At 37.7% G+C, this 20,896-nt stretch carries 18 protein-coding genes; 15 read left to right on the top strand and 3 right to left on the bottom strand.

Going from position 1 to position 20,896, the window contains the following annotated elements; all coding sequences use genetic code 11:
- The first annotated feature begins 685 nt into the window (after positions 1 to 685).
- Complete coding sequence (locus HUW48_RS15465) at positions 686 to 1,288, top strand: DapH/DapD/GlmU-related protein (RefSeq protein WP_182411804.1); 603 nt, start codon at positions 686 to 688, stop codon at positions 1,286 to 1,288.
- A 9-nt stretch (positions 1,289 to 1,297) separates the two neighbouring features.
- Here HUW48_RS15465 and HUW48_RS15460 read toward each other — a convergent pair whose 3' ends face one another.
- Complete coding sequence (locus tag HUW48_RS15460) at positions 1,298 to 2,065, bottom strand: SdiA-regulated domain-containing protein (RefSeq protein WP_182411803.1); 768 nt, start codon at positions 2,063 to 2,065, stop codon at positions 1,298 to 1,300.
- Between the two features lie 632 nt (positions 2,066 to 2,697).
- On the opposite strand from HUW48_RS15460, the gene HUW48_RS15455 reads away from it, so the two are divergent.
- Positions 2,698 to 4,188: a M48 family metalloprotease gene (locus tag HUW48_RS15455; protein WP_182411802.1), complete on the top strand. Its 1,491-nt coding sequence runs from the start codon at positions 2,698 to 2,700 to the stop codon at positions 4,186 to 4,188.
- A gap of 150 nt (positions 4,189 to 4,338) precedes the next feature.
- On the opposite strand, the gene HUW48_RS15450 is transcribed toward HUW48_RS15455, so the two are convergent.
- Positions 4,339 to 4,635: a hypothetical protein gene (locus tag HUW48_RS15450; protein WP_182411801.1), complete on the bottom strand. Its 297-nt coding sequence runs from the start codon at positions 4,633 to 4,635 to the stop codon at positions 4,339 to 4,341.
- 603 nt (positions 4,636 to 5,238) lie between these two features.
- On the opposite strand from HUW48_RS15450, the gene HUW48_RS15445 reads away from it, so the two are divergent.
- The 10 genes from HUW48_RS15445 to HUW48_RS15400 all read left to right on the top strand — a co-directional run bounded on the left by HUW48_RS15445 (position 5,239) and on the right by HUW48_RS15400 (position 14,068).
- A complete protein-coding gene (locus HUW48_RS15445) occupies positions 5,239 to 5,763 on the top strand; it encodes a hypothetical protein (protein ID WP_182411800.1) in 525 nt (174 codons plus the stop codon).
- Positions 5,742 to 6,851 (top strand): hypothetical protein, encoded by a 1,110-nt coding sequence (locus tag HUW48_RS15440; RefSeq protein WP_182411799.1) that lies wholly within the window; start codon positions 5,742 to 5,744, stop codon positions 6,849 to 6,851. Before HUW48_RS15445 ends, HUW48_RS15440 begins: the two co-directional genes overlap by 22 nt.
- Positions 6,852 to 6,858: 7 nt before the next feature.
- Complete coding sequence (locus tag HUW48_RS15435; protein ID WP_182411798.1) at positions 6,859 to 7,350, top strand: contractile injection system tape measure protein; 492 nt, start codon at positions 6,859 to 6,861, stop codon at positions 7,348 to 7,350.
- Positions 7,351 to 7,410: 60 nt separating this feature from the next.
- Positions 7,411 to 8,295: a hypothetical protein gene (locus HUW48_RS15430; RefSeq protein ID WP_182411797.1), complete on the top strand. Its 885-nt coding sequence runs from the start codon at positions 7,411 to 7,413 to the stop codon at positions 8,293 to 8,295.
- 3 nt (positions 8,296 to 8,298) lie between these two features.
- Positions 8,299 to 9,705, top strand: a complete 1,407-nt coding sequence (locus HUW48_RS15425; RefSeq protein WP_220464059.1) for a contractile injection system tape measure protein — start codon at positions 8,299 to 8,301, stop codon at positions 9,703 to 9,705.
- Positions 9,706 to 10,188: 483 nt separating this feature from the next.
- Positions 10,189 to 11,145: a vWA domain-containing protein gene (locus HUW48_RS15420; protein ID WP_182411795.1), complete on the top strand. Its 957-nt coding sequence runs from the start codon at positions 10,189 to 10,191 to the stop codon at positions 11,143 to 11,145.
- A complete protein-coding gene (locus tag HUW48_RS15415; protein ID WP_182411794.1) occupies positions 11,145 to 12,263 on the top strand; it encodes a hypothetical protein in 1,119 nt (372 codons plus the stop codon). The genes HUW48_RS15420 and HUW48_RS15415 overlap by 1 nt, the downstream gene beginning before the upstream one ends.
- Before the next feature lie 8 nt (positions 12,264 to 12,271).
- On the top strand, positions 12,272 to 12,865 hold the full coding sequence (locus HUW48_RS15410; RefSeq protein WP_182416402.1) for a protein phosphatase 2C domain-containing protein: 594 nt from the start codon (positions 12,272 to 12,274) through the stop codon (positions 12,863 to 12,865).
- A gap of 127 nt (positions 12,866 to 12,992) precedes the next feature.
- Positions 12,993 to 13,544, top strand: a complete 552-nt coding sequence (locus tag HUW48_RS15405) for a hypothetical protein (protein ID WP_182411793.1) — start codon at positions 12,993 to 12,995, stop codon at positions 13,542 to 13,544.
- Positions 13,487 to 14,068: a hypothetical protein gene (locus HUW48_RS15400; protein ID WP_182411792.1), complete on the top strand. Its 582-nt coding sequence runs from the start codon at positions 13,487 to 13,489 to the stop codon at positions 14,066 to 14,068. Before HUW48_RS15405 ends, HUW48_RS15400 begins: the two co-directional genes overlap by 58 nt.
- On the opposite strand, the gene HUW48_RS15395 is transcribed toward HUW48_RS15400, so the two are convergent.
- Positions 14,051 to 14,230, bottom strand: a complete 180-nt coding sequence (locus HUW48_RS15395) for a hypothetical protein (RefSeq protein WP_182411791.1) — start codon at positions 14,228 to 14,230, stop codon at positions 14,051 to 14,053. The two genes, HUW48_RS15400 and HUW48_RS15395, sit on opposite strands and share 18 nt — an antisense overlap.
- A gap of 109 nt (positions 14,231 to 14,339) precedes the next feature.
- Between HUW48_RS15395 and HUW48_RS15390 the strand changes: the two genes are divergently transcribed.
- The 3 genes from HUW48_RS15390 to HUW48_RS15380 all read left to right on the top strand — a co-directional run bounded on the left by HUW48_RS15390 (position 14,340) and on the right by HUW48_RS15380 (position 20,799).
- Entirely contained in the window at positions 14,340 to 15,254 is a 915-nt protein-coding gene (locus HUW48_RS15390; RefSeq protein WP_182411790.1) for a hypothetical protein, read from the top strand.
- A gap of 1,295 nt (positions 15,255 to 16,549) precedes the next feature.
- On the top strand, positions 16,550 to 17,797 hold the full coding sequence (locus tag HUW48_RS15385; protein WP_182411789.1) for a polysaccharide lyase: 1,248 nt from the start codon (positions 16,550 to 16,552) through the stop codon (positions 17,795 to 17,797).
- A 1,274-nt stretch (positions 17,798 to 19,071) separates the two neighbouring features.
- Positions 19,072 to 20,799, top strand: a complete 1,728-nt coding sequence (locus HUW48_RS15380; RefSeq protein WP_182411788.1) for a polysaccharide lyase — start codon at positions 19,072 to 19,074, stop codon at positions 20,797 to 20,799.
- Positions 20,800 to 20,896: the final 97 nt, after the last annotated feature.

Here is a 20,896-nt window from a genome sequence, read left to right as displayed (position 1 = left end):
CTATTTTATTAAGTTAACCTAACTGGGCTTTTACTTTTTAATAAACCTTCAGGATTAGAATTTATTGAAGAGTGTTATTTTGCTAAAAATGCAAATTTGAACTTGTTTGCAGAATAGACGGGAGAAGAAAAGTTATAATTAAGAAAGTAAAAGGTTTTTGTCATATTATTGTATCTTATTGATAAAGCTTAACTATAATCTAATGAATTAAGCTTTGTTTTATCAGTAATAACCTGTTTTTAATTAATTATTTTGATGATGCAAATATCGGAAGTATTATAATATCTATAATTATGATTGCATGCGTATTTATGTTTTTGAATTTATGAACACGGAAAAGTTATATTTATAAATTAGATAAAGTATGTATGTTGATTTAATGTATTGGTAAGGGTTTTTGTATGAAAACGCGGAAGGGACACAGGAGAAAAGTAATATTAAGCAGACTAATGGGTGAACATTAGAATTTATTAAGTATATAATTTATGGAGGAAAGCGCTCTACTTAATTACAGGCAGTACAGTGTATGTTGTTTAGTTTTGAAATAGGATTAAATTTTAATGCCTCTCTGGTAGGGTAATAGCGGCCGATGAATAGTACATATTTTTAATGCGGGTATATTCAATTATTTCTAATATCTTATTGTCTCAGTAATAATTAATTTAACCTATTTTAATGGACCTAAATGCTATTGATCGATAACTTCATCCAGCAATTCTTCACATTTTTTCCGACCCAAAAATATATTTTGCCATGGGAGTTAACGAAAAATCTGTCGGATTTTTTGTTAGAACTTATTCCCGGGTTAAGTAGCGATTATTCGGTAATCAATAATGTAGCTATTCATGAAACGGCCGTGATTGAGAATACGGCTATTCTAAAAGCCCCCGTTATTATTGGTAAAAATTGCTTTGTCGGCGCGAATGCCTATTTAAGAGGTGGAGTGTACTTAATAGAATCTGTTGTTATTGGTACCAGTTGCGAAATAAAATCCAGCATTATTTTTCCGCACAGTGCGGTAGCGCATTTTAATTTTATTGGCGATAGTATTTTAGGTAGTAACGTGAATTTTGAAGCGGGTTCTATAACGGCCAATCACCATAACGACCGCCTAGATAAACAAATTACGGTTGTTTATAACGCTACCCACCTCCAAACAGACACTGAAAAATTCGGCGCTTTAGTGGGAGATAACTCTAAAATTGGAGCTAATGCTGTTTTATCACCCGGAACTTTATTGCCGCCAAACTCTATCGTGCGAAGATTAGAGTTAGTAGAACAGAAGTAGAATACTCCTTTACAGTTCCGAAATTTCTACTTTTAAGATATTACCCGCTTCTTTTTTGCCTTCATTAGAAATAAACAAGTCGCCGGTTGGGCTAAAAGTTAAACCCTCGGGTTGCGAAAACTCCGAAGAATTTAAAATTAGTAAATTTTTAATTTCACCTGAGTTGTCCAGAATTAACAGTTTAGGTTTAGTAGCTTCGGTTACGTAAATATCACCGGTAACTGGGTGTACGTTTATCTCGGATGGCTGCATAATAGCATTTGTCTTTTTAGACGATAACCGCGCAAATACCGGATCGCGCAAATTTATTTTATAAACTGGTTCGGAGTTTAGTTTTTTGCTTTGTAAATCAAACGCGTATATTCCTTTATTATCCGGGTCGTTCACTTCGGCTCCTTTAATAGCCAGGAGTAAGCGATTTTGCTTTTTATCGTAGCATAATCCTTCTACATTTTGCTCGGCGGTTAAAGAAGTAGCGTACGTTTTAACATTTGGCTCATCTTGTTCCAAGTCTTCGATTTCGTATAATTTGCCGTCGCTGCTCACCACGTAAGCCGATTTACCTGTTATTGTAATTCCTTCGTAGTCGCCGGAACCCCCGAAAGTGATTTGTTTTTCAATGGAAGAAGTAGCCGTATTATAAATAAAAATAATGCCTGCTTCGTCTTGTACGCAGGCAAACCGATCAGGGCCCAGGTAAGCAATTCCGGAAACTTCTTTTAAAATTGCGGGCATATCCCACTTATCAGTAACCTGAACATTAGAAGATGCGGCCATCTTCTTACTTTTTTTCTTTTCACCTTTTCCCTGTTTCGAATCGTCTGTCTTAGAAGAATTATCGCAAAATATAAGCCCGATGCAAGTAAAAAAGGTTAATAACAGAACAACTAATTTTTTCATAATACTTGGAGAACAATTTAACATGGCGGCGGTAAATTTTGCAACCTTCCGGTTATCTTAGCAAGTTACCGGTTCATTTAAACCTGTAATTAATGAAATTGTTGCTTTTATCATTTACTAAAAGCATTTAATCCTAAACCAAAATAAAAAAGAATAGCCGAGAAGTTTAATATTTAGGCTTTGAGTACTAAAATATGCTATGAAGAAAGCTGACAATAAAAGAGAAGTAGCCTGGTTAAAAATATTTCTTCGGAGCCAGGTTGGAGGAAGCTATCATTCCAAATCGAAAATAGTAAATTTTGAAATGATAGGTCGTATACTTCTCCCTCTCATATTTATTTTTGGTAACTAACTTTCTGTTACTAAGGCTGGTTGCCTAATTCATCTTTCTAACTAAGCCGAATGGGTGAGTGGACGAATCAGTAAGGGCAACTTATTACAATTAACCACGTTCAATTAAATATAAACTTTCTAAGAAGAACCACTTACTATATTTAGAAACAAACTAAATGAAAAAGTTGCTAACCAAAGTTAACGTAGGCAGTTTTATGGTGGCTACGCTACTTATTTGTCATTCTTGCGCTACCAATCCGGTAACAGGTAAAAAAGATATTTCCTTTATCTCGAAACAACAGGAAATTGCCATGGGACAACAAGCCGACCCGGAGGTAATTAACCAGTTTGGATTATATCCTAACAAACAGTTACAAAATTTTATTAATGAAAAAGGCCAGAAAATGGTAGCGGTATCGCACCGGAAAGATTTAAAATATGAATTTAAAATAATTGATTCGCCGGTAATAAATGCGTTTGCGGTTCCGGGTGGATACGTTTATTTTACGCGGGGCATTATGGCCCACTTTAACAACGAGGCGCAGTTTGCCGGGGTGTTAGGTCACGAAATCGGGCACATTGCGGCGCGTCATTCGGCACAGCAGCAAAGTAAATCTATGCTGGCACAAATAGGCTTGGTAGTAGGAATGGTAATTTCGCCGGAATTTGCCCAGTTTGGCGAGCAAGCCCAACAAAGCCTGGCTTTACTATTTCTAAAATTTGGCCGAGACGATGAACGCCAATCAGATCAATTGGGAGTAGAATATTCCACTAAAATTGGGTACGATGCTGCGCAAATGGCCGATTTCTTTTTAACCTTAAAGCGCGAACAAGAGCAAAGCGAAACCGAACCTATTCCAGATTTTCTTTCTACTCACCCAAATCCCGCCGATCGCTACGAAACGGTAAAAGAGTTAGCAACCGAATGGAAGCAAAAAGTGAAAACTACTAATTTGCAGGTTAACCGTAATAATTACCTGAAAATGATTGATGGTATAGTGTATGGCGAAGACCCGCGGCAGGGGTTTGTGGAAACGTATGTATTTTATCATCCCGAATTAAAGTTTCAATTTCCGGTTCCTACTGGTTGGGCTTACCAAAACTCTCCGCAACAATTTCAGATGGCAGATAAAGACGGTAAAGCTATGATGGCTTTAACTTTAGTCCCCGGAAAATCGTTGGAAGAAGCCGCTCAGCAATTGTTACAAAAGTACCAATTGCAAGCCTTAGAATCGAAAAAGGTAACGGTTAATGGTTTACCTGCTTTTGCCATGGTGGCCGACCAGAAACCTCAACAAGACCAGCAACAACAGCAGCAACAGCAACAACAACAGACGCCTACCATTCGCACATTAACTTATTTAATTCAGTACGATAATAATATTTATAGTTTAATGGGCATTTCGGCTGCCACCGATTTTGAAAATTATTTTTCGGCCTTTAAATCTACTATGGACCAATTCCGGAAGCTGACCGATCCGGCTATTATTAATCGCCAAGCCGAGCGGGTGCGCATTAAAACGGTGGCTAAATCCGGAACGCTGTCGCAAGTATTACGGCAGTATAATGTACCCGAAAAACGGTTAACCGAAATGGCTATTTTAAACGGAATGGAATTAAATGAATCCGTTTCAGCCGGTTCTTTAATTAAAGTAGTTCAACGGTAATTTTAGCAGCGCTTTGGATTAGGAAGATTTAAGTTAAATCCTGATTAATAAAAAAATAAGTCTGTGCTGGTGAATTACTTTAATTAGCGATTCTGGCACAGGCATATTTTTTTAACGAATTCAATTACGGAGGAATAAGTAAATACTATACTAAGAAATAGCTCGGAGATAATTTAAACCTTTCTGGCTAATAACGAACTTTTGTTTGGGCGATTGCGGATGACGAATATCCGTGTAATTTAAATAACGCTCATTAATTAACTTAAGAATAAATTTCTTGTAGTTTTCGTACGTTTCTGCAATTCCCAAAAATTGTAAAATCGCACTTCGCGATTGTGCTTCCTGGCAAAATTGCAAAATATCTTTGCGGTATTTGTCAAATAATTTCTGCTCGGCAGAAAGCAAATGGTTGGAGTACTTCTGGTAATTATTTAAATTTAAGTTCATCCGTAAAGCTTCCCTACATTAATTTAAATGTTAATAAAAACGCATCTTTTAGAATTAGGTTTTGCATTTAACCATTAAAAATGAGGTCTTTATACTTGTATTCATAAAATTATTCTCAGAAGGCAATACTTCTTTAAGCAGGTCCATTTACTTTTTTATGGTTGAAACTGGTTCCGAGAAAAATCAAATAGATAAAGATTATTAAATGCTAAGTAAAAGGACTAAACATAGTTTAAAGTAAATCAACGTCTTTTTTAGTTGTCCTTCCCAAGGAAATTATTCTGCTAGGTAGCTAAATAGATTCCATCGGAAGAACAGAACTTTTAACTTATTTTTAATCAAGTCCTTATCAGGATTTATTTAGTAAAATCCGGTTTACTCCAAGGTCAAGAAATTCCTTATGTTTTTACTTTTTTGCTAAAAAATACTGAAAAATCAGTATTGATCTGCCCTTTCGTAAATTCTACCTTTAACAACCTAAAACAGTGAGTAAGTTATTACTGATGGTTAGGAGTAGTGGTGCTAAGGCTTCAAAGCCAGTGCTAAAAGGTAATAATTAGAACAGCAGTTACAAGCAGTTATTTAAACATAGAAAGTAAGTAAATGTCGACATTACAGATGCTGGATGTATTTATAGGTATAATTTTTTTATACTTGTTGCTGAGCTTTATATGTAGTGCCATTAACGAAATTGTAGAAGGCGTTTTAAAGAAAAGAGCGTCCGATCTGCACCGGGGCATCCACGAGTTGTTGCATAATACCCCGGAAAACCGATTAGTCGAAAAACTGTATTCGCATCCTTTAGTTGCTAGTCTTTATCGGGGCAAGTATAGCAGCCGAACGAAGAAGAATTTACCTTCCTACATTCCGGCCAGCAATTTTGCCCTAGCTTTGTTAGACATTATTTTACCGGCCAGTTCTACTAATGTATCCGGGGCGGCTGGTGGCGGAACGGCCAATGCCGAAAATTCCGTTGATAAAAGCCCACTCAAATCTTTGCGCGAAGCAGTATTAAATTATTCTGGTTTTCCGGCCCACCAGGCTATTCTGGCTTTAATAGATGCAGCCGAAGGTGATATAAATAAAGTGCGGCAAAATTTAGAAGTATGGTACAACGCTTCGTGGTAGTAGTAACCGATCCGGCAGATAGAAATTCAGTATTACTCCGGAGCCTTGAATACGAGTTTGAAAACGAAGCCCACGAAATTCTAAATTATATTTTAACCCATTGTGCCGAAATATCATTGTACGAGAAAGAAGGCCGCCGGGAAAAATGGAATTACCACCTGAAAAGAATTACGCAGGAAAACGATTACGAAGTTATAGCCAGCCAATCTTTCCCGACCCAAAAAGCCGCCGAAACGGCCTTTGATCTGACTATTAAAACCTTGAGGGATTTCTTTGAAGCGGAAAATTTTCACTTGGTGGAGCATATTTTACTGCGGCCCAAAGTTTCGCCGCGGGAGCGATCCGGTAAAAGAAGCAGTGCCCTAAACTCAGATGCCGTGGATATTTTAACAGTAATCGCGGTTGCCAAAGGCGAAATTACTGTTCCGTTACAGCCCAAAAGCACTACTTATACCTTCCGGATCCTAAACACGAAAAATGAATGCAAAACGAACTGGCGCTTAACCTTAAACAAAAATGATTCAGAAGAAATAGTAATTGTAAACGAAAATTTTATTTTTTACCGTCACTTAACCCACCGCATGGAGCAAATTCAGCAATTTGGCTCCAACCGGTCCAATTACCTTGTGGAGCAGAATGCCGATGGTTATTATATTTTTCGCCTGTTGGATGTAGATCGAACCTTGGCCGAAAGTAAAAAACGCTACCGCCAACAAGAAGAAATGGAAGCTGAGTTAAATAGCTTGATAACATTTTTTTCGCACGAACAATTACCTGTTTCCTATGATCCAGAAGCAGAAAATCCCTTGGTAGCCCAGGCCGATCCTTATTCTTTTCAAATTTCGATCTTAATTCCGGATTGGCCAGCTAAGTTCAGAAACAAAACTTTTAAGCATTTGCTCGAGAAAACCATTTACATGGAAACACCGGCGCACATTTATCCGCAGGTCTACTGGTTAGATCATAAACAAATGCGTGAATTTGAAGAAGCCTACAAGTTGTGGCTGGAAGAATTACCCCAAGCTGAAATTTCGAATACCGAGGTTGTAAATAATTTGATATACCAGTTAAACGAATTGCGGAAGTAAGAGCGCGATGCAAACAATAGCTATTAATAAGGAAATTTTTGAATTTACCTGCTCCCAGGAGGAGATAGCTAAAATGGTGCGGCAGGAATTTGTAGATCACATAGACACGCAAATTCACGAACTGGTATTTAAAATTATTACAGAACAGCTACCGTCGCAAAAAAGCCTGCGGATAGATAAAATTGAAATTGATTTAGGAGATGTGTACTGGCCTGAGCTTTGCGAAACGGAAATGCTGCAGAAGTTTGAGCAAGATTTTACCCAACAAATTGCTCGTTTTCAAAATCAGCCGGTGGAAGATCTTACTTTTATTAATGCAATAGCAGCTAAAAACACAGAGCAGAGTGAATCGGGAACCAGGCAAAAACAACTGCTTCTTGATTCTGATACGCTTCATTCTTCAGATGCAACTAATCTAACCAGCAATCCTCCTGTACAAGCTAACCTAACTACACCTGGTTCTTGGGCCGAGGATTGGGACTTAGTGCAAACTTTTTAGATTAAGGGTATTTTACCCTGGTGGGCTTACCAAATAAAGCCCACTGATATAGACAAAGCGGTGCAACGATTAATTACTCACCGGCCTCAACTTATCCAAAATTTCCTGCGCCAACAACAACCAGATTCTATCGTGTGGCAGCGGTTGGCCACGCAAGTAAAACCCGCTACTCAAACTTTACTGCAAGATTTATTTGAAGCACAGGAGCAGTACATACCCGTTCAAATTTTTAAGAAAACCCTGTTCCAAAAAGCTGGTTTTTCTATTCCTGTTTTAAGTTTTACCAAAGAGCAACTCACCAAACTAAAAGCCTTTATTCAGCACATTCGGTTTAATTCTTTAGATACCCGTAAAACCCGGCTCTTGCGGAAAATCATGCAGTTGCCTGGTTTAAACTGGATTCAGCATGCTGCCCTTTTTGATTGGTTGCCCGAAGCCGAGTTTAAAACGGTTCAACTGTATTTCTCGCCGGAAAATCGAACAGATAATTTAGTAAATAATTCCAAGTTAGAAGCTGCCCTGCAATTGCTTAATCCGGTGCAAATGGAATTTTTGTTGTATCCTTCTATTTCCACGGAGCTTGCTGATACTGATGAGCCTAAAGAATCTTTTAACAAAACACCTCCTCCTATAAACACCGCCGACCCGGAAAATTATACCAACTCGACAATACTTCAAAACAAAGCTAGCTCTAATTTCTCTTCCTTTTCTGATAAGTTTAATTTGCCGCCGGAAGAAGGCAATCAGACTCTTCATTCCTCAATTCCGGTTAAATCAAATCCGGATTCCCTGCTTAACGATAATCATCCTGGTTCGCGAACAATTAATTTGAATGTATTTTCTTTAACTGATCACCCAAATAGCAGTTTAAATTCTAATAAGCCCGGATTTAGTAACCAACTGTACAATCGTACCATTAACAAAACGAATACTGCGCCTGATTAGGAAATAAGCGAAAAAAAAGCAACGGCAAGCCAAGCAAACATTCAAAATTTACTTTTATATAAACCTTTCAGCAGGCAAAACAGCGGGAATTATTCCCGAGAACGCACCAAGCAAAAAGCTACTTTCCTAAACGAGGTTTTAGGCGACGAATTAACAACCCTAGCAAAAGAAGAGAAAGCAGGATTTAATCAAATCATCCGTAAATTTAATCCAGTTAACAGCCATATTCTTTTAACAAAAAAACAATCCGCGGAGCCAGGGTCGTCAGCTATTTCTATCCTGCAAAACTTATCGCTTTCCAATCAGGTAATTTTACGATGGTTGCAACAATTACCCCTACCGGAACTACAACAATTACAAGCAAAAATTACTAAAACCATTGAGAACCGTCGGGAGCGGGGTAAGTTATTACATAACCTGATTAACCATCCTTATCTACTGCAATATAATTTAGTAAGTGTTTCAGCAAGTATTTCAGATACTACTCTGGTTGATTTAACCGAGCAGCCAACGGAAAACCTGGTAAGTTCTGAAAAAGAAGAAACCAGTAAAGCGAATGCAGCAGAGATTGTTCGGCCATTTAAAATTTCGATGGAAATAGTAAATCCGGAGAGTTATGTAAAAGCAATTCACGCGCCACTAGAACAAGTAGTTAATTCTTTATCCCGGAAAGAAGCGGCCATCATTCAGAATATTCTTTGGAAAGGAGCATGTCAGACGCAAAGTGAAAAAAGCAGTTTGCGGCGATTTATGGCCAAATTACCTACCGAAAATTTACTTTTTTTACGCGAGCTAACCCATTTGCCCGTAGCTGAACTTCAACAATTAACGGCCCAAACTTCTAAACTGCCTATACTTTCATCGGAGAGTAACGGACAGGAATACCAAACAGAATATCCGGAAGAAACAACAGAAAAAAAATTTGTGGAAAATGCGGGTTTGTATTTGCTGGCACCCTACCTGCCAAGTGTATTTGCCCGATTAAACTACCTTGAAAAACAGCATTTTAAAAATAGTTATGTAGCTGCCCGCGCACTGCAGCTGACCCAGTATTTAGTTACGGGTAAACGCCAGAATCCGGAGTATTTATTGGTCTTTAATAAACTTTTGTGCGGTATTCAATTAGATGTAGCACTAGCCGGTGGCATTCGGTTAACTAAAAAAGAAATAATGGAAGCTGATAATTTGCTAGACTCGCTTATTGAGCATTGGCAGGCACTGAAAAATACTTCGCCGCAGGGATTCCGTGAATCTTTTTTGCAACGGAAAGGAATTCTGACAGAAAACGGTGCTCGCTACACCTTGCAAGTAGAAAGAAAAGGCCACGATTTATTATTAAATACCATTCCCTGGGGCTTTACTCTACTAAAATTACCCTGGATGAAAAAAATGCTGCAAGTGGAGTGGTAAAGCTTTGGCTAATTATGAATTAGAAATCAGGCCTAAATGCTTGTTTATTTTAATTTCAAAGCAGCAGCTAGTATATGATTTTAAATGAACAAAGAATAAACTAAGCGTCAATTTAAAAATTGGCTCTGTTAAAAAATCCCTTAAGGCGGAGTAAGGTCGTTAAGTTCTGTTTTAAAAGCTGCTCTAACGCGAGCGTCTACGCTCGTGTTGTTCATCGTCCGGCCATTGGCCGCTAGAAACAGGCTATTGAATGCACTCTGAATAATAATAAGGCTCTTTGGTACGCCCGGCCGGAGGCCTAGTTAATAATCTTCACGAGCGCCTACGCTCGCGAAAGCAGGAATTTATTTGCGCTTAACGGCCCTACTCCCGAAACGACAAAAACTTTAAAATTATTCAAATTAGCTTCTTATAAAACAAATAAATAAAAACGCAAAAGTTTCAATTAGCTAGCAGGAGCTACTCATATATAAAAATTAGATCATGGCCAAAATTAAAAAATGGTTCTGCCTCACCGACGAAGCGCACGTTTTTGATGAGCCTACCGAAGATGGGTACTGCCATATAGGTATGGCGTACCACGGTATTTTAGAAGAAAGAATAATAGGAGAGGAGGTAAGGCCCACCCAGCCTCCTCCACCAGAACTCACTTCGCCACCGCCCAGCAACGAAGTTGGCTTGTGCGTTTTTTTGATGGATGCTTCTTCGTCGATGGCGGACCAGGCTTTTCCGGGAACCAAACCCACCAAAATGGATTTAATTGCCACCAGTGCAGCCAGCGGCATTTTTGACTTAGAACGCATGCAAAACAATCCGAATGCCTACGTAGCGGCTTTTAAATTTGATGATAGCGTAGAGCTGATGTTTGTAGATACGGTAGCCAATTTATTGCTGCGGTTTAATAAGGACGTTAAAAAATTTGCGAATTACCTCTACGATGAATTGTACGCAATGCAGGGCGGCACCGATATTAACCGGGCTTTGCAGCAGGCGTATTCTTTTGTAGATAAGTTTTTAAAAAAGCAAATACCCGATTTTAAAGTTCCCGATTATACGCCCATGCGCCAGATTATTCTGGATAGTAATGGTAATTCGTTATCGATTGCCAACGTTCGGGTTTTAATTTATACCGATGGCATGCAGTACGATGCTGCTAAAAATAAAGTATTACAGGATAATCTTTTTAAAGTAAAGCCGCTTGCCGGCCCGAACCACGATATTGTAATTGGGGCATTTTTCGGAAAAGAAAACGATGAAGGTTGTCAGGAACTGCAAAGTTTATTGAGTCCTTGTCCCATTCACGACGAACTTCAATTCTTTTTATTAGATAACCCAGCCAGGATTAATATTTTGAAAAATTTGTTTAGGATGGCCTCCGGTGCTTCCGGTTTTTGCCCGCGCTGCCTCGAAAAACAATTAACTCGTAAACCTAATTCATAATGCTCGCTTTTGCTTTTTCGGTTTCTCTCGCTAGCATTCTGGTAGTTGCTCCACCTGCGGCTGCCTCATTATTGGATGTTCCGGGTAAAGCGCAAGCTGAAAAAAACGTAGTTTCTACCGACCTGTCTTACTCATCAAACATTAATAAGAAAAATTCCCTGCCATTTATTTCTGATAAAGCAGCATTAAGTAGACAAAAACCAGAACAACCTACTTCGGATAAGATAGGGAAGCTGTTGTTTCGGGTGGAGCCTATTACTAAACCTTCGACGGTGAAGGCGGAAGATTCTGCTTATTTGATTGTGCCGGTTCTTTCCGTACAGCAGAACAAACCTGTAGTTTGGAAACTGCGCCTGATTTTTCCCGACAGCTCCGGTAGAAAAGCCCGCGACTACCGTTTACTTCTGGATTCGCCCGAAAATTTACTAACTGAATTACTTAACGCAGGTGATAATTCAAATACGTATGGCGCCTACTTGCAAGCAATTAATGAGCAAGAAGAAGAACCGGTTACTTTAACAAATGCGGTTAAGGTAAGTACTCCTGTTACTAATGCGCCGAGTTTGCCGTCAGTTACTGCCAATAACCATTCTGTTTGGCAAACATTATTGTTTTGGGGCAGTGGTTTGGCCGGAGTATTTTGTTTGTTGTGGGCTACGAGCCGCTTTCTGGTTTTTAACGTGAGTGTAAAGTCTGATAATGCTGTTTCTTTTTCGCCCGAAAAAAAAAGTTATTCAGATAGTACAGTTGTTTCTGGCCAAGTCGAAAACCAGCGCCTTTATGAGGAGAGCCACCAGAATGCTGCCAATAACCAATTATGCCAGGCAGAAATGCCTGACTCAGAAGAAAATTTACTTTTTTCTGTAACAGAAACCCAAGAGGCAGATGCTTACAAGGCAGAACCCAATTCCTATTTTTCTACGGAAATTTTACTAACGGCTGGTCCTCGTAAGAAATACATGAGCGACCCCGATGCAGATAAAGATTTAGGCGAAGATGCTTGTGTTATGGTGGCCAATCATCAACAATTATTGCTCTGGGTGTTGGATGGCACTTCCGACCAATATTGTTTGCACAATCCGGTAGATAGGCGGGAGTATTTTCGAGTAGATTATTAGCGCAGGGAATTTCGAATAAGCTGCGCCTGTCTTTTACTCAAATAGCCACTACTTCGCTGGATGCTTTACTTCTGCAAGCCGTTCAGGAAGTTAAAAAAGATTGGCTACGGCAAATTCAAGCCTTACCCACCGATGAGCAAGTTGTTCTCCGGGCCAACATTGAGCAAAAAAACGTTCCGGAATGCGCTACCACGCTTTTAATTAGTAAAATATCTGTTAACGGCGAACTTACCGCCTATCGCTCCGGCGATTGTAAAATGGTACTTTATACGCACACCAACCGCAAGCTTAAAGTTATGAACACCACCTTATTGAGTAAAAACGACAGCAGTAACGACCGGTTATTTTTCCGGTTAGTTCTTAACGCGCAGAAAGAATTGGATATTCAGCATAATACCCCTAAGTACGAAATTGTAAAACAGGCAAATGTGCAATCTATTATTGCCTTTACCGATGGCATTGGCCTAGAATCTGAATCCCTCCTGAATAAACCCAGAGCTGAATCTTTTACGGACTTAAGAGAAGAAATAGTATATCATTTACAAGGTACCGCTGATGATAAGGCAATTTGCTTTATACAAATTAAATCAGGGAAAGAATAAATTTGCTTATTCGATTCAAAAGCCGAAAAACAATTTTCTAATCTTCATTAAGCTTTCAGTTTTCGGTAGCAATGGGAATACAATTTTAAAATACAAAGGATAGATACTGTAATAGAGCCAGGTAATAATGAAAGTAGTTATTAAAGAAAAAGAGCATGAATATATCTCCGACTATCCCCAAGGTTGGCTCTTTGCCTCCGGAGATCCTTTTAAGTTTCCTGTTTCCATCGGAAAATATACGTGTTTTGTAAAACGATTCGAGAAGAAAGGTCCGGCAGATATTTCGGGCTGGGATTTAATGCTGCAAGTAAAAGATAAGTTTGAACCCGATTTGCCCCGAATATACGATGTAGTTGAAACAGAAGAAAATGGCCGCCCGATCTACTATGTATTTTATGAGTATTTAACCGGCGAAACCCTGGAAGCTGCTGTTAACCGCAATGCCAATTTAAACTTACCCCGCCTGACGGATGATCTTTTTAAAGGCTTAAATGCCTTACATAACAAGCATTTTTGGTTCATGGATTTTTGTGAAAAGAATATTTTTGCGAATCCGGCGGCCGTTTTTTATTTATTGATTTGGATAGTGTACAGCCCACTTCCCAAAGACCCCATAACCACATGGACGGGGATAAACAATACTGGGCTTTGGTTATTACTTTTTTTAAAGAACAGCTAGGTTATAAAGATCTGAAAACCGGTGATTTAAACGGGCCAATGTTTAATTTTTTGCAAATAATATTTTTAGTGCTACGCATTAAAATTGCCTTAACCGATAAAAGATACGACTACAAATCGACGGTTTTATACGATAACCTACCGGCACTTTTAGCTGAAACATATTCTGGCTTTAAAGATTTATTTATTCGGGCCTATAAAGAAAGTCAACAAGATCAGCAATTATTGTCGGGCTCCGAAGTAAAAGAGTTTATCCTACAGCATATTATTCAAAACGACCGGGTTCCGTACCAACCTACCCTAACCGAGCCAGTAATTTATTCTTTCGAGGCGAGTGCTACCAACATAGGACCGGGCCAAGCTCTTTCCCTTTCCTGGGAAGTAGCGCACGTTACTCGTTTAGAGCTGCACCGCAACGGCCGGCTACACCAAGAAATCCAAAAAATTACAAATAATCTGGATCTGCGGGAAGCCTACGATGGTAAACCCAAAAAAGTAGTATATCAGTCAGTTAGTAGCCATTAACAATTCGGGCGAGAAAAAAAGTGAACCCGTAACGGTAAGTATTGCGGAAGCAATCATTCCGGAAGCATCGAAAGTAGTAACAACCGAACCAGAAATAATAACAGAGCCAAACGAAGTACTAGAAGAGCCAACCAGTATCTTAAACAATAAAATTCCAAACACTCAACCAGATAGCCCTACTACTAACTTTAACCAAGATCCCAAACTTGTAATAATTACAGATGTTCCGGGAATTAAACCAGATCCCAAAAAGCTGAGTTATATACGCTTGGTGTTGATTATCTTATTCCTGGCCATTGCCGCCGTTGTAGCAGTGGCAGGTTTTGGTTTGCTCTCGGGTAATAAAAAAATAGAAACCGCTACTTTTAAATCTTCGGTAATAGAAGGCGAAACTTTTGTTATTCCGGGTAAAAACTTTCCGGTTAAACCCGAAAAATTGCAGGTACTTTTTAATGGTTTTAAAAGTACCCTTGTGGGCACTACTTCTGATACGCTGCGAGTTTTGGTTCCTAAAATAAATATTACAACCGATAGTATTCCGGCCAGATTGGCTTTACTAGTGGAGAAAGATACTGTTTTCGCCGTTAATAATATTATTGTCCGTAAAAAGAAACCCATACCACTTGTTAGTACTGGTACAACCTTTTCCTCCAAACCCGATAGTCCTGCTGTAAAATCTAAGGAGGATAGTATACCTGCCGAAGCAGGTCCTTCTACTTCTCCCTCTACTTTACCTCCGAAAACTGTTACTTCTATTGAAACTCCTGGTCCAATTGGAAAAAAAAGAAACGGTAATCCAACTAAGTCAGGTAAACTTACTGTAAGGCAACCAAATCCAGGAAATTCTAAGCCTGAAAACTCACCTGTAAATTATAATCCGCCGCCGGATCTAGACCTTACTAAATTTGTGACGGTGAAAAGCAACGTAATAGCCAACCAAAAGCGAAAAGGAACCAAAGACTTGCAAATCACCATCCAAAACAGTTCTGCTTACGACCTGGATAATGTTAACGTAGAAGTAAGCTATAAAAAGAAGAATGGAAAACTGCTGCACAAAGAAGTATTAACCTTTACCAAAGTACGGGCTCATACCAGCCAAACTTTGGCTGCTCCCGACGATGAAGAAAGCAAAAAAGTAGATTTTAAGATTGTAGATATAAATTCGAAGCAAATAAATACTTATTAAAAGCCTTGTTTCTTGCTTACAATACTAGATTAAAATTTTTGCAGTAGATTTCATGAATGGTTAAGCTATAACGACAAAGCAAACCTGTTTTCCTTTTTAGGCAAACCCTTTTTACTGATTTTTTTTTTTGAGTTTGCCAAAAGAGCTTTACGATAGAAGCAATTGAATAGTAGGACCCTACAGGCAAGTCTGCAAATTTGCTGTATTTTTAGCGGCAGAAAGGTACTGGTAAACATAAAAAGTGAGCCAGTTAGCTGATAAACAGGAGTAAAGATGCTTTTGGCGTAGTGCACTAATATTTTGGATGAACAATCTTATAAATCCTATCAGAAGTAAATTTAGCCAAAATGCTGGATTATAATAAATCTCTAACAGATGATGGATCCTGGTTTAGAATTTCAGTTATTTAAGCCTAAATAATAGCGGTCATCTATCTTCTGTCTTATTCTTTTAAACGCAATTGTATCAAAAATAATTTTTCTGACCTTCCTCTTTACTTAAAAAGTGCTACTCCTCTCAAAATTCCCTTATAATTAAATACTTACACATAAGCTTATTTAATGTAATTGTGTGGAATTGCAGTGTAGATTCCTTCTACAGAGTGTAGAAAAATTCCACAGATTCACCTTCAAGCTACTCTAGATTAATTTGTAAAAGTGTTGTGTTAACACTTGTAATAAGCTTTATAAAAATCTGGCATAATAATAGCTAAGCGCGTGCGCTTTAGGCTAATTTCAATAAGTATTGTGGTGCTCTATGTAAGATTTGGTATTGATAAAATACAATTATTTTATAATTAGACTAATTTAATAGATTTTATCATTGTTTCGGAATAATACAATTAATTTAAAATTAAAAAGTTGTAAATTTCTATATAAAATTATAAAAACATATTTATCTATCTACTTTTAAAGATTAGCTGTAATTAGATTTAATTTTAAATTAAAAGCAAAATGGCTTAAAAAACTATAATATTATTAATAAAAAATATAAAAGTTACAATTTATTATAAAAAAATTTGGTTGATAGATAAATATAATATAGTTTTGAATCAGAAATCAAATAATAAAAAAGGTTGCACGCTATTAGATTTGTTATATTGATTTACGAATAGCTTTAAAGATAAATTAATTGTTTTTAAACTATTAAAATTTAGATGATTTTTAACAAGTAATCAATAATTGTCTATTTACAAAACCATTTATACAATTTAGTGAGTTTTAAATTTTGCTAGCAAGTGTACTGCCGAATTGTAAATTTTTGATCTAAACTATTGTAAACTTTAATCGTTGTTTATGAAAACTAAACTACTCTTATCAATTTCCTTACTGGCTTTATTTACGACAGCCTGCGAAACGGAAGAATTGGTTCAGCCAGAAGTTAAATCGGACGTTGAATTAACCAGTACCAGTAATGTTACCTCTGTTGATTCTTACCGGGATAATCTTTTAGTAGAGCAGCGGTTTGAGGGCTCTATTATAAGTCCGTTTAACAAACAAGTGTATACCTCTCATGGATATGCTCTTTCTAGTGCCGTTGCTCGCACGGGTTCAAAATCGGTTCGTTTAGAATTAAGAAAAGCAGATAATAAAGTACGTTCGGAAATATTACTACCTGCTGAAACTTCTAGCAACCGTTGGTATGGGTTTAGTACCTATTTGCCTAGTGGTTACTGGCAGAACAGCATGACTTCCGATACTTGGGATATAATTGCGCAGTGGCATGCTATGGAAGACTCCGGAGAGGCTGCACGTTTTCCCCCCATTGCGTTAGTGGTTAGTAAAGGCCGCTTAACTGCAGTTCTTTATTGGGCTACCCGGTCTATCAACACCAATTCTACCATTAGCGGTAAAAAAGTATTCGACTTAGGTCCGGTAATTAAAGATAAGTGGATTGATTTTGTATTTCACATTAACTTCTCGCACCAATCAGATGGTGTTTTCGATATTTGGGTAAATGGTACGAAGGCAGTTAGCTTCCGTGGTCCAAACAGTTACAACGATAAAGCTTATCCTTACTTTAAAACCGGTATTTACAAAAGAGATTGGGGAAGCATTACCAAGAGAGCTCTTTTTGTAGATGATATTCGCACAGCAGGTGGTGGTGCCACGTATGCCGATGTTGCTCCATCTGGTTCCGGTGGTACTACTACCCCGCCTAAAGAAGAAGATGAAGTGGTTACCTCTGGCCAAAAGTTAACAAGCTTTACTTTAATTAATGCCGATACTGACCGGGATATAATGACGATTTCAAACGGAGCTACTATTGATTTGTCTAATATAGGTACCCGCAACCTGAATGTTCGGGCCAATACGTATCCAGCTACGGTAAGCAGTGTAGGATTTGCTTTGTCTGGTGCCCATAGCCTTACAACTACTCAAACAGGAAAACCTTACGCTCTATTCGGCGATTCTGGTGGAAACTATAACGTGTGGCGTGCCGTTACCGGTAGCTTTACTTTAAAAGGCACTCCTTATACCGGATCAAATAAATCTGGTACGGCTGGTACTCCATTAGCGGTTACTTTTAAAATTGTAGAATAAATCTTTTTCCTACATACTGGTGCCATAATGTTTATGCACTGGATTATTAATGAACAGGCCGTTTAGCATTATTGCTGGGCGGCCTGCTCTTTGTTTTAAGTTTCCAAAAAATATAACCTTCTCTTTAAATAAATTCTGCTCCTCATTAGTAGTACTAGCTGGTATAAGATCACAACTTTGGATAAGTTCTTTATAGGGAGTATGCAAACAACAAGCTTGTACCTATTTAATTCATACAATTTCAATTGGCAAAAATAAGTCTCTTTAACGCGCTCATCTTAAATCAATCTTAGCTTAGTTAATTTAATTTTAAAAAAGAAAGCATTATCAAATTTACAAATAAATACATTTAACGAATTAGAATTGAGGTGAATTAGTAATAATCAATAACGTTCATCTAACTTCTGTCTTATTATTTTAAAGCATATTGTTTGTCTATATAGATTGTGCTTTGCTTTTTATATCAAAAAAATACTACTCCCAAAATATATCTCCTTTTGATCTTCAATTTGTTTTAAGGTTTTTCAGAAAAATTATAATGTATATACCTGTAGAAATATTCTACGAAGTGTAGAAAAATTCCACAGCTAATTATTAGTGTGTATCAAACACACTTTGACAATTGTTGATTATACAATTATTAGAGGCTTTATGTAAAGTTGGCATAAAAATGGCTAAGCGCATGGAATTTATTAAAATTTAAAGGTTGATACAATATGCACTATAGGTTTAAGCAATCTTGCTTAGTTATAATAATTCAATTTTTATTTGGCTGATACTTTAGTTTAAAAAAGAAGCTCTTTTCTAAAAAATACAAAATAATATAATATTTTAAAATTTAAGATTCTTGTAAAAATCATAAGTTACTACGATGATTGGGTATTATTCTGTATTCTAGTTGTTTGAATTGAAATTAGCTATAAACAAACTGAATCCTGGCTAAAATTAAATAATTAGTCTTTTTATACAATTATTATGATTTAAATAGAAAAATATTTGGTGAGTAGATAAATATAGTTTATGTTTGATACCACATATAATAATTTAAAAAAGGTTGCATGTTATTAGATTTATTATATAAAATTAATTTTATTATCTTATGATAATAGATCCATTATTGGATACTTAAATTAGCAAAATTCGTGATTGCTTATAAATGAATACCAGCTCTTAAAATTAAATATACAATTTGGTTACATTGAAATTTTGCTTGCAGGCGAGTTATTAAATTGTAGAATTTTAATTTAAACTATTTCTAACTTTAATCAGACCATATGAAAATTAAACTACTCTTATCCATTTCCTTACTATCCTTATTTACAGTAGCTTGCGAGACAGAAGAAATAGTTGAGTTAGAAGCCGCAGTTAAATCGGAGGTTGAATTAACCAGTAGCAGTAATGTTACGTCGGTTGATTCTTACCGGAATAATCTGATGGTAGAGCAGCGATTCGAAACCACTTACATTAGTCCATTTAACAAGCAAGTGTATACTTCGCATGGTTTTGCTCTTTCTGGTTCTGCTGCCCGCACGGGTTCAAAATCTGCTCGTATTGAGTTAAGAAAAGCTGATAATAAGGTACGATCCGAAATATTATTACCTGCCGAAACATCCAGTAACCGTTGGTATGGTTTAAGTATGTATTTACCAAGTAGTTACTGGCAAACTAGCACCGAGGTAGATACGTGGGATATAATTGCGCAATGGCATGCTATGGAAGATGATGGAGAGGCCGCTCGTTTTCCCCCCATTGCTTTGGTAGTTAGTAAAGGTAGATTAAACGTGGTAATGTATTGGGCTACGCGCTCTAATAACACTAACTCAACTATTAGCGGTAAAAAAGTATTTGACCTGGGACCGGTAATTAAAGATAAATGGGTTGATTTTGTATTTCACATTAACTTTTCTCATGAGTCGGATGGTATTTTTGATGTTTGGTTAAACGGCACGAAAACGCTTGATTATAGTGGTCCAAATAGCTATAACGATAATGAATATCCTTATTTTAAAACCGGTATTTACAAAAGAAAATGGGGAAGCATCACAAAAAGAGCTCTTTTTATAGATGATATTCGCACAGCAGGTGGTGGTGCCACCTATGCCGATGTTGCTCCATCTGGTTCCGGTTCCAATAATCCTCCAGTAGAAGACCCAGACACCACTCCTGATACCGATCCAGAAACTGATCCGGGATCATCAACCGATCAGAAGGTTGAAAGTTTTACTTTAATTAATGCAGATACCGATCGGGAAATTAAAACAATTGCAAACGGCGAAACCTTAGATTTAGCAAATTTACCTACCAAAAACATTAATATCCGGGCCAATACCAGTTTCCCGGTTGGTAGTGTGTATTTTAATCTGAGCGGTGCTAAAACCTACACTAAAACGGAGGGAGGCGCTCCATACTCTTTATTCGGCGATACCAATTCAGATTATGCTGCCTGGCAACCAGCCACCGGCCAATATACCTTAAAAGCAACTCCTTATACCGAAGCTGGCGGTAAAGGGGAAGCGGGTACCGCTTTAACCGTTAATTTTACGGTAGTTTCTGGTTCCGGGTCCAGTAATCCGCCAGTAGAAGATGGTGGTTCTACCCCGGCTATCGATCCAGTTACCGATCCAGTATCATCAAGTGGGCAAAAAGTAATAAGCTTTACTCTGATTAATGGCGATACCGATCGGGAAATAAAGACCATTGCTAACGGCGAGACGTTAAATTTAGCAAATTTACCTACTAAAAATATCAACATCCGGGCGAATACCAATACAACCGTTGGTAGTGTAAAACTAAATTTATCCGGCAAATGGACCATGTCTAAAACTGAATCTGCTCCATATACTTTATTCGGCGACGAGAAAAAAAGCGATGGTTCGATTAATTACGGCGGCATTGTCTTACCTAGCGGGGATTATACCTTAAAAGCGACTCCTTATACCGAGTCTAGTGGGCAAGGTACTGCCGGTACTCCTTTAACCATCAATTTTACCATAACACAATAGCACCTATTTTACCTGGCTGTTAAAAGTAGGAACAGCCCTTTTATTATGTAAAAAGAACAGGCCGCTTTGCTTATAAGCAGAGCGGCCTGTTCTTTTA

The sequence above is a fragment of the Adhaeribacter radiodurans genome (genome assembly GCF_014075995.1).
In the GTDB taxonomy this organism is placed as follows: domain Bacteria; phylum Bacteroidota; class Bacteroidia; order Cytophagales; family Hymenobacteraceae; genus Adhaeribacter; species Adhaeribacter radiodurans.
This window is presented reverse-complemented; position numbering and strand designations above follow the sequence as displayed.